The 24,643-nt window shown below is 39.4% G+C and carries 16 protein-coding genes, 1 tRNA gene and 1 pseudogene; 9 read left to right on the top strand and 9 right to left on the bottom strand.

Translation table 11 applies throughout. The annotated features are described in order from the left end of the window. Positions 1-48: 48 nt before the first annotated feature. The 3 genes and pseudogenes from ACM2FC_RS16575 to ACM2FC_RS16565 form a co-directional block, all read right to left on the bottom strand. Positions 49-1,212, bottom strand: coding sequence for a hypothetical protein (locus ACM2FC_RS16575; RefSeq protein WP_498482074.1), 1,164 nt, complete (start codon positions 1,210-1,212; stop codon positions 49-51). Between the two features lie 651 nt (positions 1,213-1,863). Continuing rightward, the gene (locus tag ACM2FC_RS16570; protein ID WP_498482177.1) at positions 1,864-2,910 is read right to left on the bottom strand and encodes a beta-galactosidase; all 1,047 of its coding nucleotides are present in this window, start codon (positions 2,908-2,910) and stop codon (positions 1,864-1,866) included. A 618-nt stretch (positions 2,911-3,528) separates the two neighbouring features. Beyond that, positions 3,529-4,131 (bottom strand): annotated as a pseudogene (locus ACM2FC_RS16565) (hypothetical protein); the annotation flags it as partial. Positions 4,132-4,462: 331 nt separating this feature from the next. Here ACM2FC_RS16565 and ACM2FC_RS16560 point away from each other — a divergent pair. From ACM2FC_RS16560 to ACM2FC_RS16540, 5 genes are all read left to right on the top strand, one after another. Beyond that, on the top strand, positions 4,463-5,233 hold the full coding sequence (locus ACM2FC_RS16560; protein WP_498482073.1) for an FCD domain-containing protein: 771 nt from the start codon (positions 4,463-4,465) through the stop codon (positions 5,231-5,233). Positions 5,234-5,590: 357 nt separating this feature from the next. Next, positions 5,591-6,859 carry an oligosaccharide MFS transporter gene (locus tag ACM2FC_RS16555; protein WP_498482072.1) on the top strand — a complete coding sequence of 423 codons (1,269 nt, stop codon included), beginning with the start codon at positions 5,591-5,593 and terminating at the stop codon, positions 6,857-6,859. Positions 6,860-6,913: 54 nt separating this feature from the next. Continuing rightward, positions 6,914-7,315: a hypothetical protein gene (locus ACM2FC_RS16550; protein ID WP_498482071.1), complete on the top strand. Its 402-nt coding sequence runs from the start codon at positions 6,914-6,916 to the stop codon at positions 7,313-7,315. Between the two features lie 348 nt (positions 7,316-7,663). Further along, positions 7,664-8,932 (top strand): oligosaccharide MFS transporter, encoded by a 1,269-nt coding sequence (locus ACM2FC_RS16545; RefSeq protein ID WP_498482070.1) that lies wholly within the window; start codon positions 7,664-7,666, stop codon positions 8,930-8,932. 117 nt (positions 8,933-9,049) lie between these two features. After that, positions 9,050-9,907, top strand: a complete 858-nt coding sequence (locus tag ACM2FC_RS16540; protein ID WP_498482069.1) for a hypothetical protein — start codon at positions 9,050-9,052, stop codon at positions 9,905-9,907. Positions 9,908-9,926: 19 nt separating this feature from the next. Here ACM2FC_RS16540 and ACM2FC_RS16535 read toward each other — a convergent pair whose 3' ends face one another. From ACM2FC_RS16535 to ACM2FC_RS16520, 4 genes are all read right to left on the bottom strand, one after another. Next, complete coding sequence (locus tag ACM2FC_RS16535; protein ID WP_498482068.1) at positions 9,927-10,613, bottom strand: ChrR family anti-sigma-E factor; 687 nt, start codon at positions 10,611-10,613, stop codon at positions 9,927-9,929. Continuing rightward, positions 10,606-11,214, bottom strand: coding sequence for a sigma-70 family RNA polymerase sigma factor (locus ACM2FC_RS16530; protein ID WP_498482176.1), 609 nt, complete (start codon positions 11,212-11,214; stop codon positions 10,606-10,608). Before ACM2FC_RS16530 ends, ACM2FC_RS16535 begins: the two co-directional genes overlap by 8 nt. 414 nt (positions 11,215-11,628) lie before the next feature. Next, positions 11,629-12,129: a fasciclin domain-containing protein gene (locus ACM2FC_RS16525; protein ID WP_498482067.1), complete on the bottom strand. Its 501-nt coding sequence runs from the start codon at positions 12,127-12,129 to the stop codon at positions 11,629-11,631. A 199-nt stretch (positions 12,130-12,328) separates the two neighbouring features. Further along, positions 12,329-14,932 (bottom strand): hypothetical protein, encoded by a 2,604-nt coding sequence (locus ACM2FC_RS16520; RefSeq protein ID WP_498482066.1) that lies wholly within the window; start codon positions 14,930-14,932, stop codon positions 12,329-12,331. A gap of 508 nt (positions 14,933-15,440) precedes the next feature. Here ACM2FC_RS16520 and ACM2FC_RS16515 point away from each other — a divergent pair. Both ACM2FC_RS16515 and ACM2FC_RS16510 read left to right on the top strand, forming a co-directional pair. Next, the gene (locus tag ACM2FC_RS16515) at positions 15,441-16,034 is read left to right on the top strand and encodes a class I SAM-dependent methyltransferase (protein WP_498482065.1); all 594 of its coding nucleotides are present in this window, start codon (positions 15,441-15,443) and stop codon (positions 16,032-16,034) included. 13 nt (positions 16,035-16,047) lie between these two features. Further along, a complete protein-coding gene (locus tag ACM2FC_RS16510; protein WP_498482064.1) occupies positions 16,048-18,984 on the top strand; it encodes a DEAD/DEAH box helicase family protein in 2,937 nt (978 codons plus the stop codon). Positions 18,985-19,130: 146 nt separating this feature from the next. On the opposite strand, the gene ACM2FC_RS16505 is transcribed toward ACM2FC_RS16510, so the two are convergent. Both ACM2FC_RS16505 and ACM2FC_RS16500 read right to left on the bottom strand, forming a co-directional pair. Then, positions 19,131-19,205: transfer RNA gene (locus tag ACM2FC_RS16505), tRNA-Gly, on the bottom strand. Between the two features lie 122 nt (positions 19,206-19,327). Further along, the gene (locus ACM2FC_RS16500; protein WP_498482063.1) at positions 19,328-21,328 is read right to left on the bottom strand and encodes a HAMP domain-containing methyl-accepting chemotaxis protein; all 2,001 of its coding nucleotides are present in this window, start codon (positions 21,326-21,328) and stop codon (positions 19,328-19,330) included. Positions 21,329-21,581: 253 nt separating this feature from the next. On the opposite strand from ACM2FC_RS16500, the gene ACM2FC_RS16495 reads away from it, so the two are divergent. Beyond that, the gene (locus ACM2FC_RS16495; protein ID WP_498482062.1) at positions 21,582-23,219 is read left to right on the top strand and encodes a VRR-NUC domain-containing protein; all 1,638 of its coding nucleotides are present in this window, start codon (positions 21,582-21,584) and stop codon (positions 23,217-23,219) included. Positions 23,220-23,248: 29 nt separating this feature from the next. After that, positions 23,249-24,583 carry a D-serine ammonia-lyase gene (gene dsdA, locus ACM2FC_RS16490; RefSeq protein ID WP_498482061.1) on the top strand — a complete coding sequence of 445 codons (1,335 nt, stop codon included), beginning with the start codon at positions 23,249-23,251 and terminating at the stop codon, positions 24,581-24,583. Positions 24,584-24,643 lie beyond the last annotated feature (60 nt).

Genomic DNA, 24,643 nt, shown 5'->3' with positions numbered 1-24,643 from the left:
ATCTTCAGCTACCCAATGCCCCTTTAAGAAACGCAAATATTAGAGAGCTTAACGTTCAACGGAAAAAGCAGAGTCAAGTTTTGTAGACAAAGATATCCTAGCGTTGCGTAGTTTGTGACTTATAGTTGTCTTTAACTTTATTTTTTGTGGGATCGACTCTAAGTAAAACGCGTGTAATAACCTTAAGTCTGGAATTAGGTAGGTTAGGTTACTATCTAAATTTAAGAAGCAAAAATTCTGATTCATATCGCTCCATAAATCGGTGGCTACTAAAAAAATCGAGCTCAACTTTACTGGCTTTGGTTTTTTCGGTTTTGAGTCTTCAATATATTTATTATTAATAACATAAGCGTTCAAAGAAAATTCCGTTGGATTTTTTCTAGTTAAATCGCTATTTAAATAGGAACACTTGCTTAAAATAAACGTCGACGATACATCATGAAACTGCAAGTCCGAGTTAAAGGCTTTTACTAGGCATTTACCTTCTGTAACGATTTTCAACTTGCTGAAATCATCACTCCAAGCTTCAATACCAAGTAGTTCATAACCCGCCCATTCAGAAAGTGGTACCTGTTCATTAACTTCACAGACATCTCTTTGAAACAGGGAGTTCTTTTTATTTTCTCGTCCAAAATTTACAATCTTAAAATGATTAAAATTTACGTTATCGACATTACACTCTGTTTCATTAAAAGGGATTTGGTCAATATTGTTTCGTATACTTAATCCTATTTTATGCATTAAATATTTATTAGGATGCCCTATATCTTTTACATAAAAGTCAACGAGATCATGTCTGTACATCACACCGTCAAGATTTACATATGGTATTCCATACCGTTTTAAATTGAATAAGTGTCTCTTATTTATATTTGATGCAACTTTGCATCTTGACACTAAAGGCAAAATTAAAACTATTTTTTTGACCCCATGTACCCCTGCCAAGGCATAGTAATATGCATCAATACATTTCAATATGACATCTAAAGGAAACAAGCCTATCCAAACTGAATGGAAATCATTAACATTGGACTCTGAAACTATCAAATCTGAGTGAATAATGCTTTCTTTATTCTTGATTAATTCAAATAGGTTCTGGCATGAGCTTGATGCACCTAAGGCTAGGTTGGTAACCTCATTAAAGGTATTAAGACCTTCATACAACCCATCAGACAATATTGAATTACTTCCGCCAAGGAGAAATACTTTCATGATGACAAAAAACCAAGAAAAGCCAATTTGGTTAGAAAACAACCAGCCAGAGAAATAACTTGCTCAGCCACTAAAGTAATCAGGTTTGTACTCATAATCACCTTGATAATATAAGTTAGACATATCGAACAGTAAATTATATCTGAATATGATGTTCAATATTTTTCATTTCAATAAAAGTAGGTGTCAATACCCAAATATATAGGTGATACAATACTGTTGAACTGTGACCAGGGTTGTATGATTGTTGTTGCGATTGTGCCAACTAATTTCAACTGAAGATGTTTTGTAGATAAACAATGCTGTTTTTTACCAAATTACAGAAATTCCTTTAAGCAAAATAAATTGACAAATCTGGCTGTCGACTTTAAGTATCTACGAGATTTAAGAAAGAACTTCGACACTACAAATAGTATTTATAAGAAATGCAGCTAGTAGAATAAATTAAACTAAACCAAGAATGGGCATGCTAACGAAGTCTGTTTGCTCAAGCTGCTGTACGTTGAGATATTGAAACCATCTAAAACAATGGACAATGTCAACCCTGAATTGAAATATGACATTGTCACAACTGGCATTTCACTTTGTCGACGTCTTAAATATCTAGCCAAAATAAGCTTACATAGATTTTAAACGCCCTTATCTCGAGGCTTATTTCCCATCTACTTTGTTTTGGTAACGACGAACATACATATTTCCATGAACTCGTTTCGCAGCATCCACCATAGGTTGGTATGGGATGTCAGCGTTGGTAACAAAACCAACGTTATAGTTTTCTCCATCGAAAGAGCGGCCAGTAATTGGTGAATCGATGTATTGGAACCAATGAGCACCGACAAAGTATGGATTATCTATAACAGACTTCATGTAGCCTTCATACATCTCTGCTCGCTCGGTCTGATCTTGCGCAGTAACAAGACCGGCATGGAAGAAACCACTATCCTGTGCACCGATATGATATTCGCCAATAATACTTGGCATATCCACTTCACTTAAAAAGTTCCATGACCAAGCTTTTGGATGTAAGCCTTCCTTGTAGTAGTTGTAGCTAATAACGTCACAATGTTTTGCTGCCGCTTTAATGACATCAGGAGTCACTCCCCAATCTGCAAACCTAACTCCGAGATAAAGGTGATTTGGTAGCTTTTTCTTAAGCTCTTCATTCACGATACGGAAATACTCTGAAGCATAGACCTCCAATAATATGCCGTAATCAAGTTGTTGCCCTAGAGTATGCTTTAAATTAGACACACCTTTTGCTAATTGCTCCCAAGATTCGATCTTGCTTTCCCAAACGAGATTGAGCTTTTCAATATGTTGATATTTGTTTTTCAGAACGCGTACAAATTCTGCTTTTGTTGGAGAATCCTCTGAGTCTCGGGACAATGTGTGAATGGCAATGCCATGGCGACCTTCTATCGTCCCCATCCTACCCCAACTTTTTTCATTGTCGATAAAGATGCCCACGCACCAAGGTGAGTCACAAATCTCATCGTAAACTTGTTCAACGGTTGCAGCGGCTCGTTGACGAAAAACAGGATCGAACGGATCTGGCAGTGGAGCCCAAAAATCATCACCACTCGTTACCGTTTTGAAATCGCCTATAATCCAACCATTAGCAAAAAAGGGTATTTTTTCATTTTTATAAAATTCGGGAGCATTCCAGTTACCTAGTGAAGTGAACCCCCAATTCAGCATTCTATCGACGGTCACTTCTCGCCATTTTTCTAAATAGCTTGCCCCATATTTTCGCTGTAAGTTTGCACCGTAAAAACTGAATGTTTCACCATGCTCGACTGGGCCTTCGAACAGTTCTCGAATGTAACCATAGTGCTCGGAAAGTGGATCGTTGTAATCTGGTAACCAAGCAAAACAGTCTCTCCTGCTCTGATTAGCTACAAATGCCGTTTGCTTTGCTTGCTCTGATACTGTGATTTTTTCTTTAGAATCTTCAGGTGTCGTATCTTCAGTATCACGCTGTACGACAGTATTTTGATCGTAATCGATACCCGTAATGGTATAAGAGTTAGCTAAGCGAATGATATCAATACCTGTGGCAAAGTATGGATAACCCTCTGGATCGATTAATGACCACTTCCCATCAACCTTTTCAGTTCTAAAGTAACCCGTGGCATGATATTGCTTACCCAACTTAAATCCACCGAACTTCGAGCGATCAACCATAGGACCTTGCTTAAGCGCTTCTAGCTCCTGTTCAGTTCTTTGTTGCAAATCTTCATTAGAGTGCACTTTGTCTTCATAATCAACACTACTGTTTTGACCATATTCATCAACTAAGCGGATAAGGTAATCTGGGTTTAGTGGCGGGCTTTGAACTAACTGGATATTGCGAACAAGTAACTCATGATCGATTAAAGTACCCTGTATACTTAACTCTATTTTCGCAACGTTTGATAAATCGAGATTCATTTCTCCCCACATCCAAGTGGCATACACTGTATCTGAATCCCAAGGAGCTGGGTTTGATCTTAATCCAGACTCAAAGTTTGTTTTACCCTTTAAACATTTTCCTTTCAGCTCTATTAGATACGTTTTCCTGCCCTACAAACTAACGTTAACACTCCTACTGTGCATCGTTCCGTGAATATCAAATATATTGAAGAACACTTGGGTAGAACGATCGCCAATGTTTTCAATATCTACAGAAAGACAAAAGTCCGGAAATTGCTCCCAATCCCACACTTGATTATCTTCAGGAGCAATAACGGCTGAAGTGTAAAAATTATCTCTGCTGTGTGCCTTTAAATATAAATATGGCTCGTCGTATCGTGTAACTAACTCTGAACTAATATTTGAAAATGATAGTTGTTTTAGAGTTGCTTCCTTGTCGAGTTTAACTAGTTCCGCTAAAACTTCTAACCGATTGCATTGTTGATGTGATTCTGCTTTTACTACCATGTATATCACCTGAGTATTTATCAAAATAAGACGACTACAGAACGCAAGATATAATTATCTCAATGCCTATAGCAAAACGGTATTCATCACTCTAAACCTTCACCACCAACTTGTTAACCAATTTAATTTTAATAGCGGCCAAACCTTGCAGTAGATCTCAACCAATAAACCAACATGCGCACCAGAAAGACTCTATAGTTAATAAATTAGCGCGGAATTCATAAGTAATTGCAACCCATCAACCAAAGCACTACTGGATGAATTTCTATTGAACAGATTCCATTGATTGTTACAATCTGGAATAGTTAATGATAGAGATGATTATAAATATATGGACCATACAAACACTAAACGTCGCTACTATGATATCGGCTTACAAATTGAGCAATTGTTGCATTCTGGAGTATTTAGTGGTGGTGAAAGATTACCGTCAGAAAGAGAGCTTAGTGAGCGACTGAACACCAGCCGTGCAACAATACGTGAAGCTATCATCATGTTGGAATTAAAAGGCTTAGTTACGGTTCGACAAGGCGCTGGTATCTACTTTGTAGATTCTCCAGACAAATCTAAGAGAGGTAATATCATCCCTCTTAGCGACATAGGACCATTTGAGCTTCTTCAAGCACGACAACTCATCGAACCCCAGATCGCGGGTTTTGCTGCAACGCAAATTAAAATCAACGAATTACGCGAGCTAAAACATGTACTGCATTTACAAGAAAATGAACATGAAGCAAACGGTGCGAAGTTCGATGACTTAGACCGTCAGTTTCACAACTTAATTGCCGAATCAACTCAAAACAGGATGTTAATACATCAGGCCTCTGAACTATGGCGCAGCGTAAGAACAGAAAATCCACTTTGGATAGCCCTGAATAAAAAGCACTTGCATGAGACTTCATTACGAAATAAGTGGCTTGAAGATCACAAGCGTATTTTCATCGCTTTGCAAAAACGTTCCCCAGAAGAAGCTAGGCAGGCAGTATGGCAACATATAGAAAACAGTAAAAAAGAGCTATTAGGTATTTTATCGTCTGAAAAGATCGACTCTGATTTGGATGATGCTTTTTTTGCTGCAGACCTTGATCCAAGCTGCCTTTAAACCCGCACCCAAACAACTTAGTCCTTGTTTATTTTCGGTTGTTTGGGGGGCACTTTGCATCTGACAAATGTCTATCGTCACTTCCCATCTTCCACGTCTACTTTGTTGACAACTCATTAAAGTACCAACCTCGTAATACTAAGAACTTTACTCACCTAACTGGATTTTTTACCAAATAGAGATATTTACTTTTTAAGTATTCCTATCGAGATCACATAATAAATATTTATTTAACCCAAAGTACAACATCAGTCACTTATCTTTGGTAAACCAATATGTAGTATTTGATGCAGAAAACATTATTACAGGTCAACCTGTTTTGCTTTTATAAAAAATTATGTTCAGTGGTGAATGACAGTGAAAAACGATTCCAATCGCATCGCGATGCTAAAAATATGCTTTATGTATTTCTTTTATAACTTTTTTTGGTCGTTAAGTTCCGGCTCTTTATTCTCAGTTTGGTTAAATGATAAGGTCGGAATTGACGGTTCTCAAATAGGTGTTCTGTTCGGTTTACAAACCGGTATTGCTGTACTTTTCAAACCTGGGTTTGGTTATATTCTTGACAAGTTAGGGCTTAAAAAACACTTAATCGTGTTTATTTCTATTCTTAGTCTTTTAATTGGTCCGTTCTACATATATATCTATGGTCCACTACTCAGCGATAGTTCAACCTTTACACTTGGCATCATATTAGGCTCGCTCTATTTGGGTATGCTCTTTCAAGCTGGAAGCGGCGTAATCGCTTCTTATAGCGACCGATTCGCTAGGTGTCATGAAAATGATTTTGGGATCGTCAACGGTTTCGGAATTGCCGCGTGGGGAGTATCCGCGATATTAGCTGGCTTCCTTTACAACATAAATCCTGATTTAATTTTTGTCGCGTGCAGTGTATCTGCGTTACTCATGCTTGTTTGCGTAATGTCTTTGAGAGTGAAGCACCTAGATAATATTGATAATGACGTGGTCTCGGCTGAGAAAATCACGAAGCACGACGTAATTAAGTTGTTTCAAAACCCAAAGTTTTGGGCATTTATGACCTATGCAGGAACGATATCAGTTGTGTTCTGGACTTCAATGACCCAGTTTACACGATATTTCATTACTTTCTTCCCTACCCAACAGGAAGGGATTACTTTCAGCTCGAACATGGACGGCATTACCGCTGTATTTTTGTTCTTCTTTAGTGCCGCTGTCCCTTATATCATTCGAAAAATTGGTTGCAAAGGTAGCCTGATTTTAACTGCCGCAGGCATTACTTCTGTTCTACTAATGATTGGGTATGCGGGTTTAGGCGAGAAAAATTTGTATATGGCGATTGCCGCCAAGATCTTGTTTGGAATCGTTAACCCACTGCTTATCGTTTCAGTATTTGCCTACGTCGCTGAACAATTTAACAAGAAAGTGAACTCCTTTACCTACATGTTTGGTTTCCAAGCAATCAACAACATAATGACCGCCATCGCGTCTCCTATCATGGGCAACATGTATGATACGTATGGTTTTTCTTGGAGTTATATCTACTTTGGTTTTTTTGCGGCCGCGGCGACCGTATTCGCACTGTTTACTCTGAGCTCGAAAAAATCTCAAGTAATAGAGGAAGAAAAAGAGCCAACTCCGGCATAGGGAATCGACTCTCTTTAAACATAAAACTTCAACGAAAACTATAGTGAGAAACAAATGAAAAAACTTTATATAGTTCGTGGTCCGTTCGGCAGTGGTAAAACCGAGTTTGCAAAAACGATCTGTGACAACACCATTTCCTGTTGGGATTACTACGCCAACTACGGACAAAATCAATGGAACGAAAAACTAAAACCCCATGCTGATAAATACTGTATTGATTCGGTGAGAGAATTAATGGAACAAGGAGAGGAGTCTATCGCTGTATGTAACTCGTTCTCGGAGACGCATGACTTAGACATTTTCTATCAAATGGCAAATGACTTTGGGTACACTACGTTTTGCATGATTATGGATAACAAAAACACAGAACAATATAAACGTGATGCTCCGGACGAAGTTATATTAAAACAAATCATCAAGTTAAAAAACAACTCAGTATTCCATCAAGGGTTCTGACAATCTCATTTTAAATTGAGAACCAAAGTATTAAGACTTAAAGCTTAGTAAAAACCGTAATTCAACCTCTATTAAAATCTACTTTATTTACTCTATTGGTATCCTATTTTATGTTGTTTTTAAAATTAGGATACCTCTACTTATTTGCACCTATCTATCAAATTTCAAATCAAGCTCTTCTATCTTTGTGCTTCTATAAAAAGCGTAATCTTGCTCACACCTAAATTGGGTGTTTAACTTGAACTGTTAATCCAATCACTGAAAATAGGTTAACCAATATGCAATAGTTACCACTCCAAGCACCTATATTAGGTGCGCCAAAACTTGTTAACTTATTGGTGGCTGATCGTGAAAAAGGACTCAAACCGTATAGCAATGCTTAAAATTTGCTTTGTGTATTTCTTTTACAATTTTTTCTTTTCGCTGAGTTCTGGTTCCCTCTTTTCCGTATGGCTTAGCGAAAAAGTGGGTATCGATGGCTCACAGATAGGATTATTGTTTGGGTTGCAGACTGGTATAGCTGTTCTCTTTAAACCTGGTTTTGGTTATATTCTCGATAAGCTTGGACTTAAAAGACATTTAGTCATATTCATCTCAATTCTTAGCCTACTCATCGGCCCATTCTATATTCATATTTACGGCCCTCTTCTTAGCGAAAGTTCAACATTTATGCTGGGTATCATTTTGGGGGCGTTATATCTCGGAATGTTATTTCAAGCTGGAAGCGGCGTCATTGCTTCATATAGTGATCGATTCGCACGCTGTCATGATAATGACTTCGCCATCGTAAATGGCTTCGCTATTGCTGCATGGGGATTATCGGCCATGCTGGCAGGTTATCTATACAATATTAATCCAGATTTCATTTTTGTAGCCTGCAGCATTTCGGCACTTTTAATGCTTTTGACCGTCATGTCTCTGAAAGTGAAACATTTAGAAAATGTGGAAAACAATGTCCTTTCCGTTGAAAAAATCACAAAGCTAGACGTCATTAAGTTATTTAAAAACCCTAAGTTTTGGGCCTTCATGACCTACACAGCAACAGTGTCAGTGGTATTCTGGACATCAATGACCCAGTTTACTCGTTACTTTATCTCTTTTTTCCCTACACAAGAAGCTGGCATTAGATTTAGTGCCAATATGGATGGGGTGATCTCCATGATATTGTTCCTCGTAAGCGCAGTCATCCCTTACATCATTCGTAGACTTGGATGCAAGAATAGCTTGGTGCTGACTGGTGTCGGGGTCACGATGGTTCTGCTATTGATAGGTTACGCTGGTTTAGGTGAGAAGAATGTTTATATTGCTATCGGAGCTAAGCTTCTATTCGCCATTGTAAATCCATTTCTTATTGTATCTATCTTCGCGTATATCGCTGAACAGTTTAATAAAAAAGTGAATTCGTTCACCTATATGTTTGGCTTTCAAACAGTCAATAACATTATGACAGCAATCGCCTCCCCTATTATGGGCAATATGTATGACTCGCATGGCTTTGCGTCGAGCTATATTTACTTTGGTATTTTTTCAGCTGTTGCAACTGTTATCGCGTTGTTTACATTAAGTTCGAAAAAATCGGGGGTTGTACAAGAGAATATCGAACCTACGGCTGCATAACTGGGTACACTGTGAGGCTCTTTAATATCAAAGAGCCTTACACAGATATAATTTTGATTACCTATACATCCAATTCTATAGTTTATATATCACCCACTCTCTTTGATTAGTGCTTGTTTGTTTAAACTGTTTCTTTTTTCCTCATTAGCTTTTTATTCTTTGTGTGCCAATGCCTTTACTATCACTGTTGGCTCAGATAAATACGTTGCAGAAAACTACTTCGCAATGCTGCAGAATAAAGATTGTATGTCAGTAAAAGAGTTTTCATCACCTCACGCTAACCGAGGTACAGTTGAACTTATATTATTGTGCCAAGCCCTTAAATTAGGCGGCTATGAAGGCAATATTGAAATTATATCCTATCCCAATTACACCAGAGCCCTACTTGAAACAAAGAATGGAAATGTCGATGTGGCAGCTGAAACGATATGGCATATTGACGCTGAAAAGAACAAATTTTACCTTTCCCACGATATTATTCGTTATGGTGAGTTTCATAAAGGCGTATACGTGGAGCCCGACGCTAAGGGCATTATGCAAGTGCGCTCACTTGAGGAGCTCAATAATTATACCCCAGTGATGCCATCAAATTGGTTTGTCGACTATAAGACACTGCAAAAAATGAACTTTTCTCATATTGAAAACGCCAATATTACTAGGCTTATTTTTCGGAAAATATATCGTCAAAGGGCTGACTTTACATTGTTGGAGTTCACCAATAACAAAGGAATGATACATAGCTACGAAGGGATAACGCTCGTTCCTGTAACTGGTATCAAAGTCGGGCTCGATGGTCGGCGTATGTACGCGATTTCACAAGCCAGTAGCAATGGAGAAAAAATATTGGATTACCTAAACCTCGGAATAAACAAACTAAGAAGCACAAAAGGTATTCAAAAAGCCTATGAACAATCAGGCTTTTTTAATCCAAAAGTAAAAGACTGGATACTAATTTATCCAACGCCTGCCAAATAACAAACAACTTTATTCAGCGCTAATAAATCAGCTTGCCAAGTACATTAAAGACCTTGCTCACACCTTGAGTAAAATGTAGTGCATCGTCACAAACCGTTAAACAGACACACCCTTCTTTTGTCATTGGATTATGGTTGTGGGATTCATTTAACCAGATAAAGTCCCCAGCTTGATAAGTCCCAAGCTCATCTTCGATGCTTCCTTGGAGCAATAAGGTCACTTCGAAGCCTTTGTGAGTATGTGGCGGTATGCTGCCACCTTTGTCGATATGAAGTAAGCTTGTACGACGATTTTCATCGTCAAGGTTTAATCTTGCGCGAGATATTTTGCCTAGCCCTTTCCACTCATTGATTGCTATCGAATTTAACGCTCTTGGTAAGACTATGTGATTACCAGATACTTCAATTTCTACGGGTAACGCAACAATCTTACTTTTGTTCTCAACTGGTTGGCTAGTGATAGAACGAACGAGTTGTGAGCTTGAATCATCGAGTTCATCAAATTCGTTATCGATTTCGTCAAAAAAAGCGGTTTCTTCCGTCAATTCAAACGCATCTAGCGCCGCTTTCTCAGTAAGTTTGTCTACGAGCATTTGGCATTCGTGGCACATTTCGACGTGACTCGCGACGATAACAGAAAGAGAAGCAGGCAAGTTTCCAGACACAAACTCTTTCAGTACTGAATGATTTGGATGGTGCTTAATCATTTTCCTGCTCCTTCATGTGTATACGGATCTTCTCAAGTGCTAAGCGCAGCCTAGACTTTATCGTACCTACTGGCACATCAAGTTGTTTAGACAATTGCTCTTGAGTTAAGTCCTGAAAATACAGGCCTTGAACCACCACTTTTTGCGGCTCAGGTAAACTTTCTACGATGTTCTTAAGGTGTTTAGACATCAGATGATCTTCGTCTAATGGACTAACGTGGTCAGTTTCTGCTAACGCTTGATCAATAGGCCAAATATCATCACCCAAATTGTGCTCTGGCCTACTTTTTATTTTCCTTGAAAGGTCAAAAGCTGCGTTACGCATCACGGTATAAATCCATGTTGTCGCTGCGCCTTTATTAGAGTCGTACAAGTGAGCTTTTTTCCAAACATTGGTCATGGTTTCCTGCACCAGCTCGCTCGCTTGACTTTCATTACGAAAATGCTTTAAACCAAACTGCTTAATACGCGGAGCAAAAAACTTGAACAAAACAGAAAATGCTTGTTCATCTTGTTTGGTTGCCACAAGAGATAACCACCGACTGAGCTCAGGGTTGGCTTGAATAAATTTATGCTGAGAAATGGGACGCTCTCCCGACATCACTGTTAAGTTTTGCTCAATCTGTTCCATGTAAAGCGTGCTCTCTTTTGTACATGTAAACAGATACGTGAAGAGCAGTAGAACGGATCACTTTTTAATACTTTATTTTCTAACATAGAGTTTAGAAAAATAGCGAATATGAAAAATTGCTCTCATACACAATTTTCGTGTTCACTTCGATGGCGCGAGTAGAGTCTAAAGCACACTAACCCACCCCACTGAGCATAGGTTAAATACGATGATTTATATAGTTAACGTGAGCTCGGGATAATTTGTCTCAGAGCATGAGCTTTGCGAAGAGGGCTTCACTCAACGTCCTTGTAAAGTGAAGCAAATGCAAAAATAAAGGGAAAGGAAACTCTTAAAAATAAGTTGGGTGTAGCTTTAGGTGCAATACCTGTAATTGGTACACGTTTATTTTGGCAGTAACACAGTATCGATGACATGAATGACACCATTGCTGGCTCTAACATCAGCAATCACTACCTTGGCATTATCAATCATCACGTTGCCATCGTTTACTGATACTGCTAAGTTTTGACCTTGAACAGTTTCAGAACTGTCTACTTTGATGACATCTTCAGCCATCACTTTGCCTGGGACAACATGGTAAGTAAGCACAGCGATAAGCTTGTCTTTATTCTCAGGCTTTAGTAGCATTTCAACAGTGCCCGCTGGCAACTTAGCAAAAGCCGCATCGGTTGGTGCAAAAACCGTTAGATTACTCTCTCCTTTTAACGTCTCAACTAACCCAGCCGCTTTAACTGCGGCAACTAACGTATTGAATGAACCATTTGCTACCGCAACATCGACGATATCTTTTTTATCGCTATGAGTGCCATAGGCAAAAGTCGCTGCAGAAAAAGAAAGGCTCGCAAGCAACACGGTTAGGGTTTTGGTAAATTTGGTAAACATTTTGACAATCCTCTATCAATTTAATCTTCGTAATTTTCGGTACCGTGTACGTTTACGAACCTTGTTTATGATTAGATCAATTTTATTGAAGAGTTTTTAAGAAAAACGAGAAAATATGTTTTTAAGATAAAATAAAAAACGATAGTTGGGCTTCACTGAAATACTTTCTTAAACATTCAATGAAGCCCTAATCAATTAATTATCTTGGAGATATTTGATATTCAAACGCTCTGTCTAAATCAGGTTCTCCAGCAATTGACACATTTAATACTCCGCTTCTTTCCGAGCCCGAGCCACTATTAAACGCGTTGTTGTTGCATCTAGACGTAATATAAACGCTATCACCTCTTTGAACTTTATCGAATGTCATCAAACCAATGGCTTCTCCCGAAACATTAATATTCAGATCACCGATTGTTCTGTTTTCAGGTAAAAATACTTCTAACGTATCTTCAGCCATAGAGGTTGAGCAGTTGAACGCGCCTAAATCATCTGGGCTATTGAAAAAAGCAGAAGTAAATGGGATCTCCTCATAAATATAGGTTGGAGGCGTAGAAGAATACCAAACCTTATCTGTGATAAATAACTCCAGCATTCCGCTGCCACTTGCCCTAGAGCTATGTTCTTTTAGGCTCACAAAAGTCGGCTTTTTCAATATAATATCCAACTTGCTTCTGTCGTGGTTATATCTCCCTTCTACGTTTAGCATGTAATTTGGATTTTGCGCGTAGGCCCTAGACTTATTTAAAATATTGTCTGTCCTCCCGCGAGCAAATTCAGGAACTGAAAGCGTCACTACAACCTTTCCATTCGGGTTACTAGGAATATTCCAAGGAAGCGGTCTCACATCCCAGTGCCAACGCTTATTGTCAGGAAGCTGTTGATTTAACGCAATACTGTTAAATATCTCAGCATCAGAGACGATGTCTTTGTATTGAATAAGCGCTGTCCTAAACCCTGTGGTATGCTTTTCATGCAAGTTCGCATGCAGGTACATACCTGACATAATCATATTCTCTTCCATAGAAAGGGGGCTGTTCACCGCTTCAAACGCGCGTCGGTAAAAGTGATCATCTGATCTTTTCGCATCAGCTAAAATTGGATGCATTCCGGTCAACTCTTTAATTTGTGCGAACATATCCTCCTTTAGTTTCAGCAAGTCATTCAGCTGTTCATCGGTTTTATAATGAAAGATTTTCTTCAACTCGTCTTTAGTTGCCAACAAATCGCTGTACGAAGCGATAGGATTGTTATTTCGATCAATTTGGTGCTGCGACAAATACCCACTTGAGACACCAGATAAAATTTGTAATACCTTGCGATTGCTCGAGTTTCTTATCACGCTCATTTCCAATAAGCCAGCGTAACTTAAGTACGAGTCTTTCAATACTTGTATCGACATATCCATATTGTCGTTTAGCTTTGAGATACATGATTCTATGTTGATTTCACACTCAGTTTGGTTAAACCCTTCTTGAGCAGAAATTAAAGTTAACAACCTACGCGATACTGCAGCCGCATCGTCAGTTGACGAGTGAGTTTGAAAATGGTCATACGCAGCAAGGCTATGAACTTTCAATTGATGCCACTTTAACATCGCGGTTGATGTTCGAGACAAATGCTCCTGAAGAAGAAACGCGAGATAAGGTGTAATCACGTAGTGACTTGGATTTTGTGATGGTGGGTTTGAATAACGAAAGTCAAAACTAAACCCATTCGGCTGAGAGAAGTTCCCATCAGAATAATATCTGTCGGAAAGTGACTCAAAATAGCGATTGATGGTATACGCAGGCGGAACATATGGACGGCTTGTTCCTACCTGTCCTTCCGAATCAAACAACTGCGCATAGTGCTGATAAAAACCATCATGTAACGTGTTATAGATAACTTCGAGCTCACGCTCTGTCGGAATGTAATTCTCAATGGTAGCATTTTGCTGGAACAAGGCTTCTTTAAGTTCTGCTTGATAGTGATCGAACCTTGAAGCAACATGGTTTTCAGCCTCAAAGAATTTCTTCATTATTTGACTATCATACATATCTGTTAGCAAAGATAAGATATGATCGGACTTTCCGCTAAGCGCCACAACCAAGTCTTTTATTTCATCTAACTTTGCTGACATCTGATTCAGGTGCTCGAAACCGCTATCTCCTCCAGAGCCCGCACCCAAGAAGTTACATAGCGAACCACCTGAAGATTTACATATTTGCCCTACTGAGGATTCGATTAACCAAAACGCACTCGCGTTCAACAACCCCATGCCAAAAGATGAGAAGAATCCACCCTTAGCCACCGAATTGGCATAGTTCGCATCAGGCGATAGCAAGTCTGATTCATCAGCATTGATTTGATACCTTACCCCACTCAACACATTTTCAAACGTTCTGTTATCGTTACTCTGTTTATAAAACGTTAACGTTGATACCAAAGATATAGGGGCATCTATTATTGTTGGCCGATCGTCTGAAGGCTTATTTAATAAATTGGAATAGAAACATGTTTGTCCTTCACGGCACAAAGCCACGTAGAATTGCTCACTAAGGAAATCTAGTGGAATTCTATATTCAAATTGATGGGACTGATTATTAAGTTGGATATATTCAAGGTTTTTATTTATTGCACCATTTGAGTCAGCCAAATAAATATTATATTGACCACTTGGCGCTAGCACTCGGCTGACTGATACCTGAATATAGGCATGTTTATTTGAGTTTGATTTTTTTTCTTCAGCAAACAACCCAGCTGATAACAACATAAATAACAATGGGATATAGCGAATGTACCTTATGTCTAAATTCAACATATATTACTCCTTGCCAATTAAAGTTAAGTATTAAAGTGCAAAACGTTTTCCCTCCTTTTTGTTTTTTGGCACATTCTATAGATAAGCTAACAACTAAATAGGCACAATATTTACCAATTTATTATTAACGGTAAAAATTTATTTCTAAATGGCACACTCAATATTTAACACACTGTTAACGGTCATGTTTTAAATATTTAACTAAAAAATATTTTTATTCTAATTTTGTAAATAAATATGTCTTACATAGTGATGTTGGTTATTAAGCTTGCATAGTTAGGCTTTCCCACACATTTACCTCTTAAACCAGTTTGGCTATCTAATCTCGATAATATTTAAACCGTATTGCCTTTCGATTTGTTTCGACTTTTAATAGCAAGTATGTAAATTGGTCTTGTTTGCAGCGACAAATCAGGTGAATTTAAAGCTCTTCTCTAAATATTCTTATTGCTAGAAGCGTAACTATTGATAAGATCAAATGGTTGTCAATTTTACTAGCTATCACCATATGACTACCAACTACTACGATAGAAATGCCCCAGAATTTTTTAACACTACTGTTAAAGTCGATGTCACCCCATTGTATAACCACTTTCTTCCCTATTTACCCCAAAATGCCAAAGTAGTAGACGCAGGTTGCGGCTCTGGCCGCGACACTCATTTTTTTCTTTCAAGGGGTTATCGGGTTACTGCGTTTGACGCAAGCTCACAAATGACAAAGCTAGCAAAAGAATATATTAAGCACCCTGTTATGTGTTGTACCTTCATGGATTTTTCTATCGAAACGAGTAGTCAGGATGCGATTTGGGCTTGCGCTTCACTTTTACATGTTCCAAAAGATGAGCTAGGCGACACTTTGGCACACTTGGCGCAATTTTTAAAAACCGACGGTATTTTTTATTGCTCTTTTAAATACGGAGAAAATGAAGTTGTACGCAATGGGCGACGTTTCACAAACCTAAACGAAGCGCTGTTAGAAAAATTATTGAGTTCATTACCTATGAGAGTAAAAAAAACTTGGATAACTGGTGATTTACGCCCCGGCCGAGAAAGTGAGCTGTGGCTAAACGCGATACTCGTTAAAAGCTCAGAATCAAAGTAAGGGAAAGTAAAGAATGCCAGACCTATCTTTAGTTCTCGATCACGACGTACTGACCATTGGTGACAATGACCCCCTACTAAATCAATTGCTCCACGCAATAAACCATGCCACAGAGATTGAAATTGCTGTCTCTTTTATTCAACCATCTGGTCTTGATCTAATATTACCTGCGATTATTGAGGCGCTACAACGTCAAGAGCTCGAAGGATATCCATTAAAGTTAAGGCTGTTGACATCAGATTATCTGCATATCACCAACCCAATAGCCCTGCGTTCTTTAGTCGAGCTCAATGGCCCAAATGTAGAAGTAAAAATATTTGAAACCCATAACCATAGTTTTCATATGAAGTCGTATATTTTTGTCCGAACGGATGAAGCGAATACATTCTATCAGGGCTCTGCGTTTATCGGTTCTAACAACATAAGTAAGGCTGCACTGACTGACGCTCATGAATGGTGTATTCGATACGACTATTGCGAACCCGACACCTCCAAAGAAGCGAGACAATTTCAAATCATACGAGAAAAGTTTGACGACATTTTCAATCACCCTTCTGCTGTCACATTGACTGATCAATGGATTAACCATTACATACAAATTCGACAAAAACCAAAGCTTACCGCCGTTGCAGACAATAGCCTGATTGATGATGATCCTTTCGCACCTAACTCTGCTCAACAAGAAGCATTAGACAAACTGTCACAAACCAGAAATGACAGAAATAAAAGAGGACTAGTCGTCTTAGCAACAGGTATGGGTAAAACTTGGCTCTCGGCATTTGACGCAAAACAGTTGAATGCCAAGCGAGTATTATTTGTCGCGCACCGAGAAGAAATACTCACTCAAGCCCTCAATACCTATGCAAAACTATGGCCTGAAAAATCATCCGGCTACTATTATGGAAAGTCAAAAGAGAAACAAAAAGATATGTTGTTTGCGTCTGTACAAACGCTCGGACGCGATACACATCTAAAACACTTTAGTAGAGACCACTTCGACTACATTGTGATTGATGAATTTCACCATGCTAGTGCCAAGACTTATCGCAATATTATTGACTACTTTACACCTACTTTTTTGCTCGGTTTGACTGCAACACCAGAGCGTACCGATCAATCCAATATATTGTCACTCTGTAACAACAATTTAGTTTTTGAACGTAATTTGGTTCATGGCATCGATAGCAAAATTTTAGTGCCTTTCCATTACTATGGTGTTTGGGATGAATTTGTAAATTATGAGGAAATTCCTTGGCGCAATGGTAATTTCGATCCGTCAGCATTAGATGCGCAGTTTGCCACTCAAAAACGTGCTAATCATATATTCCAGCATTGGGAAAAACATAATCAATCCCGAACTCTCGCTTTCTGCATATCTCAAAAACATGCCGACTATATGGCTAACGAGTTTAACAAAACGTTTAAACAACAAGGGCTCAAAGCCGTCTCGGTTCATAGCAAATCACAAGTACGGCGCAATGAAGCTTTAAGCCAATTGGATAAAGGTGAGATACAGATTATCTTTTCGATAGACCTGTTTAATGAAGGCACTGACCTGCCCTCTATCGATACTGTTCTCATGATTCGTCCAACTGAATCAAATATCATTTTTCTTCAACAATTAGGACGAGGACTACGTCTTCACCCCAATAAACAACACCTTGTTGTGTTGGATTTTATTGGCAATCACAAAAGCTTTTTAAATAAGCAGGAAGTGTTAGGGATACAATTAGATTCTAAAGGGCTATCTAACTCTGATGTGACTGGTTATAAACCAGAGATTGGTGAAGGGTGCTACATAAATATCGACCCAACAGCTATCAACTTTTGGAATCAGCTTGTAAAAGAATACCGCAGCACGGCATTAGAAGACTTCGTAAATCTTGAAACCCACTTAGGGCATAGGCCAACCGCTACCGAATTCTACCGTTCGAATAACCAAGACATTTCTAAAGTAGGCCACAAAGTTAACAAGCAACACAGGAATTGGTTCAATCTAGTTAATCAAGAAACAGAAAATGTGTTGATGAAAGAAACAGCTTCTAAATATGGCGATTTTCTGTTTAATGGAATTCAAGTTACCAATATGGTCAAATCCTTCAAAGCCATATTACTTGAGGCTTTCCTTGAACTAGATGGATTTAGGTTTCCACCAACAGTAGAAGAACTATCAGAAAAAAGTTGGCACGTCCTATCAGGTTATCCCTATCTAAAAGCCACTGAACTCCCGATAAAAGAGCAGTCTTTATCAGCAACCGATAAAAAATGGGTTTCCTACTGGAGAAGCAACCCGATAAACGCCTTTACCAGTGCGAAAAAGAATGACGCGGCCAATTGGTTCGCCATAGAAAACAGTAAGTTCAAAGCAAATTTCGATATAGATAGTAAACATATCGACACGCTACACGATTTTGTAAAAGAGCTCGTTGATTTTCGTTTGGCTCAATATACGGATCGAAAACAGAGTAAGGGCACACGCTCTACCCAGAACGCTCAAGATAGTTTGCTTAACCATCAGAGACCAGAAGCTGATAACGTTGTAGAGCTTCCTTTTTATCCAAATTTGAAAATCGCTTGTGGTCACTTCAAAACCGGTCGTCATGATGAATGTGAAATGATGGGAGTTAACATTCACAATGTCAGCCCAGACAACCATTTCTTAGCACGAGCTTCTGGTAACTCAATGAATGGTGGTAAGAATCCAATTCACGATGGCGACGTACTTCTCTTCGAAGCAGTCACACCAACTAGCGCAGGCTCTATCACCGGTTTAGTTATGGCAATCGAAATACAAGAGGAAGCAGGCGACAATCAATACCTATTGAGAGTTGTGGAAAAACGAGACGGACAATACTGGCTAAAAGCAAAAAACCCAGACTACCAAACCATCCCAGCCAACAATTCGATGAGAACCTTTGCAAGGTTTAAACAAGTGATTGAGCAAGAATAAATTACCTAAAAGCTCCAAGGACTTATCTAGGAGCTTTTTATATTCTAAACGATTTATTAATTATAAATTATATAGTTACAGAAACAGCAGTAGCCGCTTAAGCGACAACCTAAAAACTAACTTACCGAATAGATATACTCGTAACTTGGAGCGTGCAGCGGGAATCGAACCCGCATCATCAGCTTGGAAGGCTGAGGTAATAGCCATTATACGATGCACGCATCTCGTCTTGATGGGATTACTATGCCACATCCTTATGAAAAGAAAACCCTTTTCCTTCAAATTTGGTTTGAATGATTAGTTTTGAATCAAGTTGATCTTATTTTGAACAAGACCGTACGATTTAAGACGTTTTAAACTGATCCATCTCACGGTTTAGATCCGTCACCTGATCTCGTATTTGTACCGTCGTTGAATTGGATGACTCACTGATGGTCGATACATCGTTCACTGATTGCGTCACTCCTTCCATCAAGTGATTAATCGCGCGAATGGTATTCGACTGCTGCTCTGCGGCCGAGGCTAATTCGTCCATTTGGGCATTTAACGCATCGATTTGATCGGTTGTCACATGAAGCTTCTCAACCGCTTGCTCGGTATGTTCAGAGCCTTCCACCGCCAATATCTTGCTCGCTTCTATTTGCTCAACCACAAGTGAAGTCGACGTTTGTATTGCAGTAACAATTGCATTGATCTCGGAAGTCGACTCCGTGGTGCGTGTTGCCAGCAAGCGAACTTCATCGGCGACGACAGCAAAACCACGGCCATATTCCCCGGCCCTCGCCGCTTCTATTGCCGCATTCAGAGCAAGTAAATTGGTTTGTTCAGCCAAACCTTCAATCACTTCGGTAACACGGCCAATAGCATCGGTTTCTTTACTCAAGTTAGCCACTTTTTGGCTCGCTTCCTCAATCGTTGCGTGCAATTTTTCAACGGTACTTTTGTTTAGATCAAGAGCTTTAGAACCTTGGGTAATTTGTTTATTCGATTCAGTTAACGAGTCAACCGAGCGCTGGGCATGTTCTGACGTTGTTTCAGCTGAAGTGGCCACGTCATGTAGCTCCTGCCCGATTTGGTCAATATTGGTACGCTGCATGGATACTTGTTGAAGCGTTTGTTCGTTGGCATTGAGTAAGTTACTCATGCTTGCATCCACCTCATGGGCTTTAGTCGTTACACCCTGCACGATACCCGCCAACGACTGGTTCATCCGATTAATGGCATCGGTCAAGCTTGCCAACTCATCGTTGCCTTCGATGGTCAACGCTTTTTGCGAAATATCCCCTGCCGCAATAATTTGTGCACGTTTAGAGATATTTTTCACTCTTCGACCGATATTTCTACCCATATAAGTTGAAATCGCTAACGCAGCCACAACCGAGAGAATACTTGTAAAAATCAGGGATGTGAGAAGCTGATTTACTGATTGGTATATCCCCTTTCCACTAGAATCTGCTTTGGCTTGCTGCTCCTGTACAAGTTTTTCTAAACTGTCTTCTAAGGCTAGCGCTTGGGGAACGAGTTCATTGGCCATTTTTTCATTTGCAACGTTCCAGCCGCTTGATTTACGAAGCTCCATTACCTGTTTAGCTAAAGGCAAATACAACTGCTGCATATCCTTAAATAATGACCATAAGCTTTCACCAGTGCTTGATAATAGATCAGATTTACTTTCAATTTCAGCCACTGACTTATCGTGCGCTTTCATGAAGTCGTTGTATTTTTCTATGTGCTCATTTTTTCCATACAGCAAAAAGTCACGCATAGAAGAAAGCGCATTCGCAAGAGAGTTATAGCTATCTGCATAGAGTTTGAATAAACGCTTTCTATCTCCACCATCCCTATTAGAGGATTCGTCGTTAATCAAACTTTGCAGCTGATCAAGTGCAACCTCTGCAATAGGCGCAGCTTCATTAGTAAAAAGCGTATGGGCAGGTAAGTTTTCATCACTGTGACTCAATTTAGCGATTTCCATTACAGAAGCTTTCACTTGCTGCCACTGCTGAGTAATGGTGTCGAATTCTTGCTGAGGAATAAGTGACTCGAAAGTAGGCACAAGCTCGTCTGTTCTTGCGATTATCGCTTCCATCGCGGCAAATTGCTCTTTGCCCACAGATTCATCACCACCGAGTAGCATATAAGCTCTTACTGAAGAAATGGTCTCTTGGATGGACTGCTGAAGTGATCGACTTGCATCCACAGTTGGTAAATCTGTGTCTATCAAAGAGTGAGTATGATCTTCTACGACGGTAACACTGCGATAAGTAAAAAAGGCCGAAATGATGAATAGCAAGGCGAGAAAAAGAAAGCTCATCTGCAATTTCCCTGAAATCGAGAGTTTCATCCCTAGTGCTCCTTAAAATAGACTCTTATTCAATATAGTAATCAACTACTAATTTTAGAATTAATCCTCAAAATAAGTTCACCAAACCTTACTATCTGTCGCATTTATATTGATGTTTTAGTCAATATTTATCTGTAATGCCCAACTGCGAAGTGAAAAGTGAATGCATATTCTGTGGTATATCGGCATTAAGAAACAAAAATTTAGCTTAAAGTGTTACTCTTGAACCTTAGTGTGTTTAGAGAGCATAGCTATGTTGGAGCGAATAACCTTACCGGAGAGATACTACCTTGGGAACTTTGTTAAGTTATGCCAGCACGCCACAAATCAATACTTCGACTTACTGAAAAACGATGAGATAGATTGGCTACGGCAATTTGAACAGCTCGATGTGCAAAGCCAATGCTTGCTCGTTCGGCTCCTTATCCGAAAAGGCGAATTGTTCCGTTCAGATAAGCTCGTTTATACAGAAATACCTGACCTTAACGACTGTATTCACACTCTCGCGAGTATGGCGTTTATTGAGCTCGACCCTGACATTACCCAGCAAGAGCTGGCCCAACAACTATTGGTCAAAGCAGAAATTGTCCATCTTTTTCATTTTGGCGGTCAAGCCAATAAGAAACGTAAACAAGAGCTTATCGATGACATTAGCAATCAACAATTTGATGATTATGCGTTGTTGCCTTTTACTTGTATGCGTTTACTGCACGCCGATATTCTTAGCGTTCTACAGATACTATTCTTTGCCAACACCCATCAAGATCTTAGTCAATTTGTTTTGCAAGATTTAGGTTTACTCACTTTTGAAAATTACCAGTTAAGCAAAGAAACGCGATTTTTCCAAACACGACAAGAAGTAGAATACTTACAACAAATATATGCGCTTAAAGAGCAATATCAAGCGCTAGACAAGACTAGCAAGTTTGCTTTTTGCAACACTTGTTTGAACCAAATCCCTCCTGAATGTAGCCATGAATATGTCAACAGAAAAAGAGAAAAGTTGATCAATTTACTCGCTCGCGATCTAGAAAGGCAAGGAGAATTGAACCAAGCCTTAGAGTGGTTTCAAAAAACAAACTTACCTCCCAGCCGTGAGCGTCGTATTCGAATATATGAAAAGCTTCAAGAGTTTGACAAGCAAACTTCAATTGTACAGCAGATTCTACATAGCCCTCAGGATATCAACGAATTAGAAGTTGCTCTCCGGTTTGAAGTAAAAGGTCTAAAGCGATGCGGAGAAAAAATAGCACCGATTGAAAAACTTAGAGTTAAACAATTTTCCATCCATCTGGATTTAAGTGAAGAAAGAGTCGAACTCAAAGTTAAACAGTATTTAGAACAACAAGATTGGCAAGTTTACTATGTTGAAAATTTTATGCTTATGGGGGTATTTGGACTCACTTTTTGGAACGTCATATTTGCTCCTGTGGAAGGTGCATTTATTAACCACTTTCAACTAATGCCAAAAGACTTATACAACAATAATTTTGTCGAAAAGCGACGATGTATTATCGACAGCTGCTTCTCCAGCCTACGCACAGGAGGTCTACAGACATTATTGAATGTGTATGATGAAAAATTCGGTATCGAGAACCCTTTTATACATTGGGGTTTATTTACTCGCCCGTTGTTAGAAAACATCATTGATACCATTCCTATTGAGCACCTTGCTAAGCTATTAAATATCGTTCTCACTGATATTCGTAGCATGAAAACGGGTATGCCAGATCTTATCGCATTTAAGCCCGGTACTTATTGGTGGGTTGAAGTCAAAGGACCGGGAGACAAACTTCAACCTAATCAGGAAAGATGGATTCGTCATTTTAACGAGCACAATATCCCTTATTCTGTCTGCTATGTCAGCAAGATTAATAGCGGTGATTCCTAAGCCAAATAAAATTATAAAGGACTATAATAATGCAACGATTAGACATTGAAGATCTTTGCGATATTTGCCCGCTTATACGCCAAATGAGCGCTCAACATGAAGTTACTTGGATAGAGCCTGAATTGACTTCCTGTCATCAAGGACTGCGTCATGTCGGGTTAACCTACTCTGATGTTGCTGATGCAAGCGAACGACTCAGACGCTTTGCTCCCCTTATTCAAAAAGCATTTCCAGAAACCAAAACGAATAACGGGCTCATCGAATCTGAGTTGGTTGAAATTAGCGCAATGAAATCAGCACTTGAGCAACATTACAGTGTCACGATTCCGGGTAAGCTTTGGTTAAAAAAAGACAGTCATCTGCCGGTTTCAGGTTCGGTCAAAGCGCGAGGTGGGATATACGAGGTACTCCTCTTGGCGGAACAGCTAGCGATGCAACATAAGTTGTTACGCATCGAAGACAATTACCAAATGTTGCTTCAAGATCCGTTTCACGAATTCTTTAGTCAATTTGAAATTATTGTCGGTTCTACGGGCAATCTGGGCATGTCTATCGGGCTGATAGGAGCAAAGCTTGGCTTTTCAGTCATTGTTCACATGTCCTCTGACGCAAGACAGTGGAAAAAACAAAAACTACGAGCTTTGGGCGTCAATGTAGTAGAACATAAGCAAGACTATAGCTCAGCGGTTAAATTTGCCCGACAACAAGCAGAGGGCTCGGAACATCGCTTTTTTATTGATGACGAACACTCAACCCACCTATTTCTTGGCTATTCAGTTGCTGGAGAAAGGATAAAACAGCAAATTAACGAATTAGGTGTGACTGTCGATGAAGAGCATCCCCTCATTGTATATTTGCCTTGTGGTGTAGGTGGAGCACCTGGAGGCATTTCTTTTGGACTAAAACTGGCGTTTGGTGACAACGTACATTGCATTTTCGCCGAACCTACTCGCTCACCATGTATGCTGCTTGGGGTAATGACTCAATTACATGACCAAATTTCTGTACAAGATATTGGGCTAGACAACCAAACTGAAGCCGACGGCTTAGCGGTTAGTAGAGCGTCTGCTTTCGTCGGCAAAGCGATGCATCGCCTCATTGACGGATACTACACAATTGAAGATAAAAGGCTTTACGACTTGTTGGCATTGTTGTCTTCTACAGAAAATATCAACCTCGAGCCCTCAGCGTTAGCGGGGATGCTGGGGCCAACCGTCATACCAAACAACCAAGATTTTCTTTGCAAATACTCGTTAAGCCAGTCGCAAATAAATAATGCAACCCATATTGTCTGGGCGACGGGCGGTGGTTTAGTGCCAGAAAATGAGATGCAGAAATTTTTGGCAAAAGCGAAAGCGTGTTGACCTTGGTAACAGAATCGAAATGCCAATAATCCAAGTCAGTACTATATTGGTCATAATAGT

The sequence above is a fragment of the Vibrio sp. A37 genome (assembly GCF_059777565.1).
The sequence above is the reverse complement of the archived record's forward strand: the minus strand, read 5'-3'. Positions and strand labels throughout refer to the sequence as shown.